We start from the raw sequence: 13,374 nt of genomic DNA on the forward strand, positions 1-13,374 counted from the left end.
ATGGTTTATCTCGACCACGCCGCCACGACGCCGCCGCGTCCCGAGGTTCTCGCGGACATGACGGACGGGTTCGGCGTTCTCGGAAACGCGTCCTCCCTGCACGCGGCCGGACGGCAGGCCCGGCGGACGGTGGAGGAGTCCCGTGAGACCATCGCCGAGGCGTTGGGCTGTACCCCGCACGAGGTGGTGTTCACCAGCGGCGGCACCGAGGCCGACAACCTCGCGGTCAAGGGGCTGTACTGGGCGCGGCACGCCCGGGACCCCGCGCGGCGGCGCGTCCTGGTCAGCGCGGTCGAACACCACGCGGTCCTCGACCCGGCGCACTGGATGGCCGATCACCAGGGCGCACTTGTCGAGGAACTGCCCGTCGACGGGTACGGCCGCCTCGATCCCGGGACCCTGCGCGCGGCGATCGAACGCGACCCCGGAAGCGTGGCCCTCGTCTCGGTGATGTGGGCCAACAACGAGGTCGGCACGGTCCAGCCGATCGCGGAACTCGCCGCGGTCGCCGCCGAGTACGACATCTGGTTCCACACCGACGCGGTGCAGGCCGTGGGCGTCGAACCGGTCGACTTCGCCGCGAGCGGGGTGTCGGCGCTGACCCTCACCGGACACAAACTGGGCGGACCGGTCGGCGCGGGGGCGCTGCTGCTGGCCCGCGGCGTCGACCCGGTCCCGGTGCTGCACGGCGGCGGTCAGGAACGTGAGGTCCGCTCGGGGACGCTGATGACCCCGCTGCTGCGCGGCTTCGCCACCGCGGTGCGCCTGGCGGTGGCCGAGCGCGCCGAGCACGCGGCCGAACTCGCGGCGCTGCGCGACGAGCTCGTCGCCGCGGTGCGCGCGGCGGTGCCCGACATCCGGCTCAACGGCCACCCCACCGAGCGTCTCGCGGGCAACGCCAACATCGGCTTCCCCGGCTGCGAGGGCGACGCGCTGCTGATGCTGCTGGACGCCCAGGGCATCTGCTGCTCCACCGGGTCGGCGTGCTCGGCGGGGGTGTCGCAGGCCAGCCACGTCCTGCTCGCGATGGGCGCCGACCCCGACACCGCGCGGGAGTCGCTGCGCTTCTCCCTGGGCCGCGGCTCCACCTCAGCCGACGTCAAGGCACTGGCCGAGGCCATCGGCCCCGCCGTGGAGCGCGCCAGGAAGGCCCGCGCCCGTAGACGGAGCTGACCAGCGACGATCTTGACGGACGGGGCCTATGAACTGCGATTACGTCCCTCTCGCGGCAAGATCGCCGGTGTGCGGCGGAGTCAGCGCCCCAACTGCTTGCGGATGGGTTTGAGGATCTGGTCGATGGTGCGCCACTCGGGGTCCAGAGCGCTGGTGACGTGCACCTTGCCCTCCGACCAGCCACGGGCGGCCTTCTCGAACTCGGGGAGGACGCCCGACTCGGGGTCCAGGTAGAAGTGGAGGATCCGCTGGCCGCCGACGGTCTGCTGGGCGAACAGCGCGCCGTTGGAGCCGAGCATCTCACGCAGTCCCAGGGCGTAGGCCTCCAGCGCCGACGCCGACGCGCCCGCGGGCAGCCGGTCGTCGTCGGTCTCCGCGTAGGAGACCACGACCTGCGCGTACAGGGTCAGCGCGGGATAGTCGCGGCGGTGCAGCGGGTAGCGTGCCGACAGTTGCAGCGCGCCGCGCAGCGGGATGCGGCCCTGGAGGGTCACCCACCCGCCTCCGCCGCCCGTCCCGGACAGTTGCCGCACCACCGAGGGGACCGAGGTGGGCGGCAGCGGGTCCAGGGGCTTGTCCACCAGCGGGTGCACCGAGGAGACCCAGCGCACCAGGTCGTCCTCGCCCACGGCCAGCAGCACCACGTGCTCGGCGACCCCGCGCTGGGCCTCCTCGGGCAGGAACATGAAGTCGGGGTGGTAGACCCCCACCTCGATCCGCCCGCTGGAGTGGTCCACCCGCAGCGACACCGAGGTGTGCGCCAGGTCGAGTTCGTGGTCGTCCCAGGCCAACGTCCGGGTGAGCCGGGCGTGGTCGGCCGGGGCGGCCGGGAAGAACGCCCACTCGGCGTCCTCGGGAGCGGCGCGGTACCAGCGTTCGGCCAGCACCCGGGCCTCGTCGTCGGAGCCCGCGCGCAGGACCAGTGCGTAGGAGGCGCGCGCCGAGGCGGGCTCGTCCAGACCGGCCAGCAGCGCTTCGGGACTGTCGAAGGAGTCGAGGGAGGCGGTCAGGCCGGTCGGCTCCGACTCGGGCGCGCGGGACACCTCCCACCGGAGCCCGGGATGGATGCGCCGCACCCGTTCGTCGAGCCGTTGGGCGACGTCGTCCGGAACGGAGGTCCCCTCGTCGACGGACGCGGCCAGGGCGGCGCGGACGTCGGTCCACCCGGACCAGAAGTCGTCGATGGCGACGGCGGACTCGGAATCGGCTGAGCGACGGCGACGGAACAGAGCCATACCCTGATTTTCGCAGAACCCCGGGGTGTTTCCGGCCGTGGGCGGTGCAACGTCGCACACGGCCGACAAACGGGTGGGCGCGGTCCCGGGAAGCGCTTAGGCTGGAAGGGCTATGACTCTGCGAGTACTGGCCGCCATGTCGGGCGGCGTGGATTCCGCTGTGGCCGCCGCGCGTGCCGTCGAGGCCGGGCACGACGTCACCGGCGTGCACCTGGCGCTGTCGGCCAACCCGCAGTCCTACCGGACGGGCGCGCGCGGCTGCTGCACCGTCGAGGACTCCCGGGACGCCCGCCGGGCCGCGGACGTGATCGGCATTCCGTTCTACGTCTGGGACATGGCCGAGGAGTTCGACCGCGAGGTCGTGCAGGACTTCGTCTCCGAGTACGCGGCCGGACGCACCCCCAACCCGTGTCTGCGGTGCAACGAGAAGATCAAGTTCCAGGCGGTCCTGGAGCGGGCACTGGCGCTCGGCTTCGACGCGGTGTGCACCGGGCACCACGTACGGCTGGACGACGGCAGGCTGCGCCGCAGCGTCGACACGGCCAAGGACCAGTCCTACGTGCTGGCGGTGCTCACCCGGGAGCAGATCGCCCACTCGATGTTCCCGCTGGGCGACTGCACCAAGGCCGAGGTGCGCGCCGAGGCGGCGCGCCGCGGCCTGTCGGTGGCCGACAAGCCCGACAGCCACGACATCTGCTTCATCGCCGACGGCGACACCAGCGGTTTCCTGGAGCGCAGGCTCGGCAGTTCGCCCGGTCCCATCGTGGACGAGTCCGGCCAGGTGGTGGGTGAGCACAGCGGGGCGCACGCCTTCACCGTCGGCCAGCGCAGGGGGCTCAACCTCAGCGGCGCGGTCAACCGCCGGTACGTGCTGTCGATCGAGCCGGTGAGCAACACGGTGACCGTGGGGCCGCGTGCGGCGCTGGCGGTGGACCGCATCGTCGGGGAGCGCCCGGTGTGGTCCGGGTGCGAGCCGCCCGCCGAGTTGACGCCGTTCACCGTCCAACTGCGCGCCCACGGTGAGGTGCACCCCTGCCGGGCGCGGGAGCACGACGGACGGTTGGAGATCCTCCTCGACGAGCCCGCCGTCGGGGTGGCCAAGGGACAGGCCGCGGTGCTCTACGACGGTGACGTGGTGATGGGGTCGGCGACGATCACCGCCACCTCCCGGGTGGAGCGAACCGCGGCGACCGGCTGAACGGCACGGCAGGTTGTGCCAAAAGTCCCTGATGTTCTCTTAGTCCGGATCTGTCGCGCCAGCTTAGGTTAGGCATAACATAGTTCTCCCGGAGCGTTGGGAGGGCCGCGATGCCGTACGAGTTCCTGGAGGGGCGTCCGTTCTGGGTGGTCTACTTCTCCCTGCTCGGCATCGTCTTCGCCAGAGCCCAGGCGACCTACTGGCTCGGACGGGGACTCGGCGCGGGAGTGCACCGCTCCCGGATCGGTCGGCGGATCGGTTCCCGACTGGTCAGGGCCGAGAACCTCATCAACCGGTTCGGACCGCCCGCCGTCACCCTCTCCTTCCTGACGATCGGCGTGCAGACCGCGGTCAACCTCGCCTCCGGCGCCATGCGTATGCGCTTCCCGCGCTACCTCGTCGCGATGTTCCTGGGCTGCCTGGCCTGGGCGGCGGTCTACAGCCTCGGCGGCATGGCGGTCATCGCCGCCTGGTGGGGGCTCTTCCTGCGTTCGCCGTGGCTGGCAGTCGCCGCCACGGTCCTGGTCGCCGTCGCGGCCGTCGCCTTCGGCGCGTGGCGCCGCCGCCGCGCGGCCCCCGAACCGCCCGTCGAGACCGAGCGGGCGGAACCGGCGGCCACCGCGGAGTAGGGGCGCTGCCGGGGCCTCCCCGGAGCGCCGGGGCGACGCCGCCCTCCCGGCGCCGCTCGCGGCCGTGGCGGGCCGGGCGCCGCCGCGTGCCCTAGTCTGGTGCCTCGTGAGTGAGGAGCAGCGTCATCCCTGGCAGCCGGGAGCCTACACCGGGATCGGTTCCTGGCCCGGTTCCGATCCGGACGAAGCCGTGCGTACGGTCATGGGGGAACTCCCCCTCCTGCCGCACCTGCCCGAACTGCCCGGCCGGGGCGCGGGCGCCGACATGATCGGACGCACCGGTGCGCTGCTGGTGGAACTGCCGGTCGAGGTCCAGCCCTCGGGATGGCGGATCACCCAGCGGCCCGGACGCGACCTGGTACGGGCGCGCAGTTTTCTCTCCTGGGACCTGGACGCCCTGGAGGAGCGGGCCGCCGAGTACACCGGTCCGCTGAAGATCCAGGCGGCGGGGCCGTGGACGATGGCCGCCTCGGTGGAGCTGCGCGGCGGCGAGAAGCTGCTCGCCGACCCCGGGGCCGTCGCCGACCTGTGCGAGTCGCTGGCCGAGGGGCTGGTCGCGCACGTGGCCGACGTACGGAGGAGGGTGCCCGGAGCGCGGATCCTCGTCCAGGTCGACGAGCCGTCCCTGCCCGCCGTGCTCACCGGGTCGGTGCCCACCGCCAGCGGCTACGGTCGGCTGCGCGCGGTGGACCGGGTCGTCGTCGAGGAGCGGCTGCGCGCCCTGTTCGCCGCGGTCACCGGCGCGGGCGCCGTCCCCGCGGCGCACTGCTGCGCCCCTCAGGTCCCCGTCGACCTGCTGCGCCGCTCCGGGGCACGCGCCCTCAGCCTGGACGCCACCCGGCTGACCCGCGAGTCCGACGAGTCCGTCGGGGTGGCGGTGGAGTCCGGGGTGGGGCTCCTGCTCGGCGTGGTCCCCGCCGTGGACACCGGACTGTCACAGCCGGTCGATACTGTCGAACCAGTACGTGAACTGTGGCACCGGATCGGCTTCGAACCCGAGCAGGCAACCCGCGACGTGGTCATCACCCCCGTGTGCGGGCTGGCCGGAGCGTCTCCGCGCCACGCCCGCGCCGCGCTCGACCTGTGCCGCGAGGCCGCGCGGGTGCTGCGGGAGGAGCCGCGGACCCGGCAGTGAACGAAAGGACGCGTGCGTGAGCGCACCAGACCCGACCTTCGCCGACGACGTCCCCGCCGACGTGCGGGAACTCCACGCGCGGCTGAGTCAGGACCTCGACGACCACAGCTACCGCTACTACCTCGGCTCGCCGGTCATCTCCGACGCCGAGTACGACCGGCTCATGCTCCAGCTTCGGGAACTGGAGGCCCGGTACCCGTCGCTGGTCACCCCGGACTCGCCCACCCAGAAGGTCGGCGCGCCCATCAGCAACGAGTTCGCCCCGGTCGAGCACCTGGAGCGGATGCAGAGCCTGGACAACGCGTTCGACGAGGAGCAGTTGACGGCGTGGGCGCAGCGGGTCGGCGCCGAGGTTCCGGTCGAGGCGTTCCTGTGCGAACTCAAGATCGACGGCCTGGCCGTGGACCTGGTGTACGAGAAGGGGCGCCTGGTGCGCGCCGCCACCCGGGGGGACGGCCGGGTCGGCGAGGACATCACCCTCAACGTCCGCACCATCGACGCCGTCCCGGTCCGCCTGGACGAGTCCCGGCACCCCGCGCCCGAACTGCTGGAGGTGCGCGGCGAGGTGTTCCTGCCCGGCGAGGCCTTCGAGGAGCTCAACGCCCGGCTCGCCGACGAGGGCAAGCCCCCGTTCGCCAATCCCCGCAACGCCGCGGCCGGATCGCTGCGGCAGAAGGACCCCCGCGTCACCGCGTCCCGGCCGCTGAGCATGCTCGTGCACGGCGTCGGCGCGCACCGCGGGGTCACCATCACCCGCCAGTCGCAGTCCTACGAGCTGCTGGCCGCGTGGGGGCTGCCGGTCAGCGACCGCACCAGGGTGCTGTCCGACCTCGACGGGGTCCGCGACTACATCGCCCACTACGCCGAACACCGCCACGACCCCGCCTACGAGATCGACGGCGTCGTGGTCAAGGTCGACGACGTCTCGCTGCAGCGCCGCCTGGGCTCCACCAGTCGCGCCCCGCGCTGGGCGATCGCCTACAAGTATCCGCCCGAGGAGGTCACCACCAGACTGGTCGACATCAGGGTCAGCGTGGGCCGCACCGGCCGGGTCACTCCGTACGCGGTGCTGGAGCCGGTGCGGGTCGCCGGATCCGAGGTCGAGTTCGCCACCCTGCACAACTCCCAGGAGGTCGCGCGCAAGGGCGTGCTGATCGGCGACACCGTGGTGGTGCGCAAGGCCGGGGACGTCATCCCCGAGATCGTGGGGCCGGTGGTGGACAAGCGCACCGGGGACGAACGGCCCTTCGTGATGCCCGCCGAGTGCCCGGAGTGCGGCACCCCGCTGGGCCAGCAGAAGGAGGGCGACGTCGACCTGCGCTGCCCCAACACCCGCTACTGCAAGGGGCAGTTGCGCGAACGCCTGGCCTTCATCGCCGGCCGCAAGGCCCTCGACATCGAGGCCCTGGGCTACGTGGCGGCCACCGCCCTGACCCAGCCGCTGGAGCCGGCCGAGCCGCCGCTGCGCGACGAGGGCGACCTGTTCGACCTCACCGTCGAGCAACTGCTGCCCATCCGGACCCTCGTCCTCGACCCCGACACCGCCGAACCCAAGATCGACCCCAAGACCGGCGAGCCCAAGGTGGTGACCTTCTTCGCCAACCAGAAGGGCGAGCCGAAGAAGACCGTCGAGAAGCTGCTCGAGCAGCTCGAAGCGGCCAAGCAGCGTCCGCTGTGGCGGGTGCTGGTCGCGTTGTCCATCCGGCACGTGGGACCGCGCGCGGCCGAGGACCTCGCCCGGCACTTCCGCTCCATGGACGCGATCGCCCGGGCCGACGAGGAGGAACTCGTCGCGGTCGACGGGATCGGGCCGACCATCGCGCGCTCCATCATCGACTGGTTCGCGGTCGACTGGCACCGCGAGATCGTCGAGAAGTGGCGGGCGGCCGGGGTCCGCATGGCCGAGGAGGGGGCCGACGACGGCCCCCGCCTGCTGGACGGGGTCACCGTGGTCGTCACCGGTTCGCTGGAGGGCTACAGCCGGGACGGCGCCAAGGAGGCCGTTCAGGAACTCGGCGGCAAGGTCACCGGGTCGGTCTCCAAGAAGACCGACTTCGTGGTGGTCGGCGCGAACCCGGGCACCAAGTACGACAAGGCCGTCAAACTCGGTGTGCCGATCCTCGACGAGGAGGGCTTCGAGGTGCTGCTCACCCGGGGACCGGAACCGGCCAGGAAAGCACGGCTGGTTCCCGAGGGCTCCGACGGGGCCTGAGTCGACCTCCGTGCGACAAAATCGGCCCCCGAACCGTCGGGGGCCTGTTTTACCTGACCAGTGAGGTAATACGATACGCGGTCAGGAGGTCACCCGGTCGGTGCCGCCCGTGGGGAGGAGGGAGGCGGCCACCACGGTCACCGACTTACCCAAAGTCTGCGTCCGGCGACACCTGGTGACGGAACAACGTAAGCTGGCTAACAGCGGTACAAGCCGTTGACGACTGTTTTCGACCACGGGGGATGGTCGGGACGGTCGCGTCAGAACCCGTGCGGGGCGCGAGGGGGGCGGGAGGGGAACTCAGCCGTCCGCGCGTTCCATGAACCATCCCGAGGACGTCATGAAAGATCCCAACAACACCCGGGATGTCGGCCCCCGGGTCGGGACGCCGCTGTGGTTGTACTTCACCAGTACCACGGTGGCCGGTTGCGTTCTCCTCGTCGTGTCCCTGATCTGGCTGGGGGCCGACCGACTCCAGGTGTTCGCCACCGAGCCGCTCGTGTGGGTTCTGCTGTGCATGGTCATCATCGGTGAGCTGCGACCCATCGCGGCGCAGCGGCCCACGGGCAACGGCAGCGCCCCCACCTCGCTGCCCTTCTCCTTCGCCCTCGTCATCCACTACGGGTTGCCGATCGCCGGACTGGTCCAGGCGGTGGGCTCGCTCCTGGCGGGCGTGGCGCGCGGCCACGCGCCGCACCGCATCGCCTTCAACATCGCCCAGTACGCGCTGAGCTTCGGCGTCGCCGACGCCGTCATCCACCTCCTCCACCCCAGGTCTCCGCTGGCCACCTGGGTGCCGGAGGGGACCGGACTGCTGGTGGTGGTCCTGTCCGCGGGCGCCTACTTCGTCACCAACCTGCTCCTGGTCGAGTGCGCGGTGGCCATGCACGAGCGCACACCGCTGCACCGGGTGCTGACGAAGGACATCGGCTACCGCCTCTTCGTCGCGGGCGTCCTGCTCAGTCTGGCGCCGCTCGTGGTCGTCACCATGGCGCACTCGGTCTGGCTGGTCCCGCTGTTCTTCTTCCCCCTGGCCGCGCTGTACAGCAGCGCCTCGCTGTCGGTCAAACGCGAGCACCAGGCCAACCACGACGAGCTCACCGGTCTGGCCAACCGCAAGCTGCTGATCCTGCGCACCCAGGAGGCGCTCAGCGAGGCCCAGGAGCGCAGGCACCGCGTCGGTCTGCTGCTGCTCGACCTCGACCGCTTCAAGGAGGTCAACGACACCCTGGGGCACCCCACCGGCGACCGGCTGCTGCAGACGGTCGCCCACCGCCTCACCCACAGCGTGCGCCCCGGAGACCTGGTGGCGCGGCTGGGCGGCGACGAGTTCGCGGTACTGCTGCCCCAGGTCCGCGACGCCGCCTCGGCCCGCGAGGTCGCCGCGCGGCTGCGGGTCGCCCTGGCCGAGCCCATGCGCCTGGACGGCATGGACTTCGACCTGGAGGCCAGCATCGGCATCGCGCTGTACCCCAACCACGCCCCCGACTTCGAGCTGCTGATGCAGCGCGCCGACGTGGCGATGTACGTCGCCAAGGAGCAGCGCACCGGGGTCGAGCTGTACGCCCCGCACAAGGACCGCAACTCCGCCGCCCGGCTGAGCCTGTTCAGCGAACTGCGCCGCGCGCTCATCGAGAACGAGCTGGAGATGTTCTACCAGCCGATCGTGTCCCTGGACGACGAGCGCGTGGTGGCGCTGGAAGCCCTGGTGCGCTGGCGGCACTCCAGCCGCGGCGTCCTCCCCCCGGAGGAGTTCGTCCCGATGATCGAGCAGTCCTACCTGATGCGCGGTTTCACGCACGAGGTCATCGAGCAGACCCTCTCCCAGACCGCCCGCTGGTGGAGCGAGGGCATCATGCTTCCGGTGGCGATCAACCTGTCCGCGCGGGAACTGCTCGACCCCGCACTGCCCGAGACCATCGAGTCGGGGCTGCGGCGGCACCGGTTGGAGCCGAAGGCGCTGCGGCTGGAGATCAGCGAGCGCGTCCTGGTCTCCGACGCCGAGGCGGTCATCCCCACCATCGTGGCCCTGGCGGAGCTGGGCGTCCCGCTGACCCTGGACGACTTCGGCACCGGCTACTTCACCCTGGCCCGCCTCAACGGGCTTCCGGTCGGGGAGGTCAAGGTGGACGGCTCGTTCGTGCGCCACGTGACCGACGACTCCGACGGCAGGGTGATCGTGGGAGCCGCCGTGGACCTGATGGGCGCCCTGGGGCTGCGCGCGATCGCCGAGGGCGTCGAGAGCGCCGCCCACGTCGAGAGCATGCGTGCCCTGGGCTGCTACGCCGCGCAGGGCCGCTACTTCACACCGCCGTTGGACGCCGGGGCGGCCACCGGATGGCTGCTGGAACACGGTGGCCTGGAGACCTCACCCCCGTCCGAGCACACCGGTTCGGCCTGGCCCCGGGGTGACGTGAGACCACCGACCACCCCGCGGCAGCCATAGGATTGACCTGTCCGAATCTGCCGAAGGAACGGTTTGCAATCCATGTCCGCCATCACCCGTGATGAGGTCGCGCACCTCGCCCGGTTGGCGCGGCTGGCGCTGCCCGAGGACGAGCTCGACCAGCTCGCCGCCCAGCTCGATGTGATCATCTCCGCTGTGGCCAAGGTGCAGGAGGTCGCCAAGGGCGACATCCCGCCGACCTCGCACGCCCTGCCGTTGACCAACGTCTACCGTCCTGACGAGGTCGAGTCCGGCCTCACTCCCGACCAGGCGCTGGCGGAGGCCCCGGCTGTGGAGGACGGCCGGTTCCGGGTGCCGCAGATCCTGGGGGAGGAAGAATGACCGAGCTGATCGGGCTGAGCGCGGCCGAACTCGGCGCGGCCATCGCCTCGGGCGAGACCTCCGCGGTCGAGGTCGCCCGGGCCCACCTCGACCGGATCGAGGCGATCGACGGCCAGATCCACGCGTTCCTGCACGTCGCGGCCGACAGGGCGGTGGAGCAGGCGCGTGCGGTGGACGCCCGGCGCGCCGCGGGCGAGCGGCTCGGACCGCTGGCGGGCGTGCCCGTCGCGCACAAGGACGTGTTCACCACCAAGGACATGCCCACCACCGCGGCCTCCAGAATCCTCGAAGGGTGGCAGCCGCCCTACGACGCCACGGTCACCGCACGCCTGCGGGAGGCCGGACTCGTCATCCTCGGCAAGACCAACATGGACGAGTTCGCCATGGGCTCCTCCACCGAGAACTCCGCCTACGGGCCCACCCGCAACCCGTGGAACCTGGAGCGCATTCCCGGCGGCTCCTCGGGCGGTTCCTCGGCGGCCGTGGCCGCGTTCGAGGCCCCCCTGGCGACCGGCACCGACACCGGCGGCTCCATCCGGCAGCCCGCCGCCGTGTGCGGTCTCGTCGGCGCCAAGCCCACCTACGGCGGTTCCTCGCGCTACGGCCTGATCGCCTTCGCCTCCTCGCTGGACACTCCGGGCCCGTTCGCCCGCAACGTCCTCGACGCGGCCCTGCTGCACGAGGCGTTCTCCGGGCACGACCCGCGCGACTCCACCTCGGTGGACGCGCCGGTGCCGCCGGTGGTCGAGGCGGCCCGACGCGCCGACGTCTCCGGGATGCGCATCGGCATGGTCAGGGAACTGTCCGGCGAGGGCTACCAGCCGGGCGTCCTGCAGCGCTTCACCGAGGCGGTCGAACTGCTGGAGTCCCTCGGCGCGAAGGTCGTCGAGGTGTCCTGCCCGAGCTTCGCCACCGCGCTTCCGGCGTACTACCTCATCGCGCCCAGCGAGTGCTCGTCCAACCTGGCCCGGTTCGACGCGATGCGCTACGGCCTGCGGGTCGGCGACGACGGCACCCGCAGCGCCGAGGAGGTCATGTCGCTGACCCGCGCCGAGGGCTTCGGCCCCGAGGTCAAGCGCCGCATCATCCTGGGCACCTACGCGCTGTCCAGCGGCTACTACGACGCCTACTACGGTTCGGCCCAGCAGGTGCGCACGCTCATCAAGCGCGACTTCGACGCCGCCTTCGAGCACGTCGACGTGCTGATCTCGCCCACCACGCCGACCACGGCGTTCCCGCTGGGCGAGCGCACCGACGACCCCATGGCGATGTACCTGGCCGACCTGTGCACGATCCCGACGAACCTGGCGGGCAACGCCGCGCTGTCGGTACCGTGCGGGCTCGCCCCCGAGGACAACCTGCCGGTGGGACTCCAGGTCATGGCGCCCGCGCTGGCCGACGACCGCACCTACCAGGTGGGTGCGGCCGTGGAGGCGGCGCTGCGCGACCGCTGGGGCGGCGACCTGCTGTCCAAGAGCGCCTTCGCGGTCTGACGGCCGCACGGCGACGCCCCCGGAGGAAGAGCCCTCCGGGGGCGTTCTCGTGTCCGTGTCGCGCCCTGTCGGCCGCGGGGAGACACCGTCCGACACGGGAGCGGCCCCGCCGCATCGGTGCGACGGGGCCGCTCGGTGGTCAGTTCGCGTCACCGGTCACCCGGTGGGCGCGGATCAGACGTCGTCCGCGCCGCTCCTGCGCTTGCGGGCCAGGAACATCGCGGCGCCGCCGCCGCCGACCGCGACCACCGCGGCGGCGATCAGACCGCCCAGCGCCGCACCGGTCACGGGCAGACCGGGCTTGTCGTCGGCCGGAGGGGTCGGCTTGGGGCTGGGCGACTCGGTCTCGCTCGGGTTCGGGCTCGGGGACTCCTCCGGGGGCAGGCTGGGCGACTCGGTCACGGACGGGGTCGGGCTGGGGGACTCCCCGGGCTTCTTCGCGGTCCAGGTGATCGTGACCTCGGCGGTGGCCTCGGTCTCGCCCGCCCCGGCGGTGATCAGGGTCTGGGTCTCCTCCTGGTCCTCCACGCCCTTGAACAGGCGGCCCAGCTGAACAACGGTCTGGGCGGTGCCGGTGACGGTGGCCTCACCGTCGGGGGCGTCCTCGGGGACGTGGACGGTGAAGATCTGGCCGTCGTGGATCTCGTTGATCTCGTGGGCCTCGATGTCGAGGATCTGCACGCCCTCGGTCTCGGTGGTCAGTTCCAGCGAGACGCTGTCGGCGTTGGTGGCGACGGTGAACTCGCCGATCGGGTTGCCCGCCTCGCCGGAGGCCTCGTCCGGGGTGATGGTCAGCGAGGCCGGGGCCTGCTGGACCTCCTCGGCCTTCTCCAGCAGGTAGCCGTAGAGCGCCAGGACGTTGGCGTTGTTGTCCTTCGACAGCTTCGCGCCGTTGCTGAAGTGCCAGATGGCCGCCTGGGTGGCGGACATGGCCTGCTCGTCGGTCAGCCCGTCGATGCCGGCCTCCTCACCCAGCGTCGCGGAGTCGACCTCGGGGTAGGAGTTCTGCAGGATCCACAGCACCTTGCCGGGCTGGGAGTCGGCGAAGACGCCCTCACCCGGGTACTCCGACCACTCGCCCTCCTGGTAGTAGGCCTTGTCGAGGATCCTGGTGTCGAGGTCGATGCAGTAGGCCGGAACCCACGCGTCCTCGCCGATCTTCAGCTTGAACAGGTAGGCCCGGGAGGGGTCGTGCCCCTCGAACTCCAGGTTGAGGCCCTTCAGGATGTTGTCGGTGTACTGGGCCTGCGTGCTGTTGGAGGGGGCCTCCGGCTCGGCGGCGGCGGGGGCGGCGGACAGGCCGAAGGCGAGCGTGGCGGCTGCCGCGGCGGAGGCGAAGGAGGTGAGCGCGCGCCGTACGCCTCGGCGGGCGCGGGGGGAGGAATCTGTGGTCAACAAGTCGTATCCCAGGTTGTCAAGGGGGCGGACGTGTGATCCGGCCGCGCAGGACGCTGCACGCGGCTGACCGTACGGGGATCGTGCCGCGAGGGGAGTAGCGGCTCGGGGGCCGA

Annotated in this window: 10 protein-coding genes; 8 read left to right on the top strand and 2 right to left on the bottom strand. The window is 71.8% G+C overall.

Annotation, left to right across the window (positions count from 1 at the left end):
* Window positions 1-1,173, top strand: coding sequence for a cysteine desulfurase family protein (locus NI17_RS23955; protein WP_068687605.1), 1,173 nt, complete (start codon window positions 1-3; stop codon window positions 1,171-1,173).
* A gap of 80 nt (window positions 1,174-1,253) precedes the next feature.
* Here NI17_RS23955 and NI17_RS23960 read toward each other — a convergent pair whose 3' ends face one another.
* Window positions 1,254-2,408, bottom strand: coding sequence for a DUF695 domain-containing protein (locus NI17_RS23960; protein WP_119267885.1), 1,155 nt, complete (start codon window positions 2,406-2,408; stop codon window positions 1,254-1,256).
* 112 nt (window positions 2,409-2,520) lie between these two features.
* On the opposite strand from NI17_RS23960, the gene mnmA reads away from it, so the two are divergent.
* From mnmA to gatA, 7 genes are all read left to right on the top strand, one after another.
* Entirely contained in the window at window positions 2,521-3,606 is a 1,086-nt protein-coding gene (mnmA, locus tag NI17_RS23965; protein ID WP_199859886.1) for a tRNA 2-thiouridine(34) synthase MnmA, read from the top strand.
* A gap of 110 nt (window positions 3,607-3,716) precedes the next feature.
* Window positions 3,717-4,235, top strand: a complete 519-nt coding sequence (locus NI17_RS23970; RefSeq protein WP_068687607.1) for a DedA family protein — start codon at window positions 3,717-3,719, stop codon at window positions 4,233-4,235.
* A 106-nt stretch (window positions 4,236-4,341) separates the two neighbouring features.
* Window positions 4,342-5,370: a methionine synthase gene (locus tag NI17_RS23975; RefSeq protein WP_068687608.1), complete on the top strand. Its 1,029-nt coding sequence runs from the start codon at window positions 4,342-4,344 to the stop codon at window positions 5,368-5,370.
* A gap of 16 nt (window positions 5,371-5,386) precedes the next feature.
* The gene (gene ligA, locus NI17_RS23980; RefSeq protein ID WP_068687609.1) at window positions 5,387-7,582 is read left to right on the top strand and encodes an NAD-dependent DNA ligase LigA; all 2,196 of its coding nucleotides are present in this window, start codon (window positions 5,387-5,389) and stop codon (window positions 7,580-7,582) included.
* Between the two features lie 340 nt (window positions 7,583-7,922).
* Window positions 7,923-10,028 carry a putative bifunctional diguanylate cyclase/phosphodiesterase gene (locus NI17_RS23985; protein ID WP_119267889.1) on the top strand — a complete coding sequence of 702 codons (2,106 nt, stop codon included), beginning with the start codon at window positions 7,923-7,925 and terminating at the stop codon, window positions 10,026-10,028.
* 42 nt (window positions 10,029-10,070) lie between these two features.
* Entirely contained in the window at window positions 10,071-10,370 is a 300-nt protein-coding gene (gatC, locus tag NI17_RS23990) for an Asp-tRNA(Asn)/Glu-tRNA(Gln) amidotransferase subunit GatC (RefSeq protein ID WP_068687610.1), read from the top strand.
* Entirely contained in the window at window positions 10,367-11,863 is a 1,497-nt protein-coding gene (gene gatA, locus NI17_RS23995; RefSeq protein WP_068687611.1) for an Asp-tRNA(Asn)/Glu-tRNA(Gln) amidotransferase subunit GatA, read from the top strand. The genes gatC and gatA overlap by 4 nt, the downstream gene beginning before the upstream one ends.
* A 174-nt stretch (window positions 11,864-12,037) precedes the next feature.
* Here gatA and NI17_RS24000 read toward each other — a convergent pair whose 3' ends face one another.
* Window positions 12,038-13,258 (bottom strand): thioester domain-containing protein, encoded by a 1,221-nt coding sequence (locus tag NI17_RS24000; protein ID WP_068687612.1) that lies wholly within the window; start codon window positions 13,256-13,258, stop codon window positions 12,038-12,040.
* Window positions 13,259-13,374: the final 116 nt, after the last annotated feature.

Origin of the sequence: Thermobifida halotolerans (assembly GCF_003574835.2) — a bacterium.
In the GTDB taxonomy this organism is placed as follows: Bacteria; Actinomycetota; Actinomycetes; order Streptosporangiales; family Streptosporangiaceae; genus Thermobifida; species Thermobifida halotolerans.

Excerpts from the sequence above, each read along its gene's own strand:
- NI17_RS23955 (WP_068687605.1), top strand. The coding sequence starts at position 1 with ATGGTTTATCTCGACCACGCCGCCACGACGCCGCCGCGTCCCGAGGTT.
- NI17_RS23960 (WP_119267885.1), bottom strand. The coding sequence starts at position 2,408 with ATGGCTCTGTTCCGTCGCCGTCGCTCAGCCGATTCCGAGTCCGCCGTC.
- mnmA (WP_199859886.1), top strand. The coding sequence starts at position 2,521 with ATGACTCTGCGAGTACTGGCCGCCATGTCGGGCGGCGTGGATTCCGCT.
- NI17_RS23970 (WP_068687607.1), top strand. The coding sequence starts at position 3,717 with ATGCCGTACGAGTTCCTGGAGGGGCGTCCGTTCTGGGTGGTCTACTTC.
- NI17_RS23985 (WP_119267889.1), top strand. The coding sequence starts at position 7,923 with ATGAAAGATCCCAACAACACCCGGGATGTCGGCCCCCGGGTCGGGACG.
- gatC (WP_068687610.1), top strand. The coding sequence starts at position 10,071 with ATGTCCGCCATCACCCGTGATGAGGTCGCGCACCTCGCCCGGTTGGCG.
- gatA (WP_068687611.1), top strand. The coding sequence starts at position 10,367 with ATGACCGAGCTGATCGGGCTGAGCGCGGCCGAACTCGGCGCGGCCATC.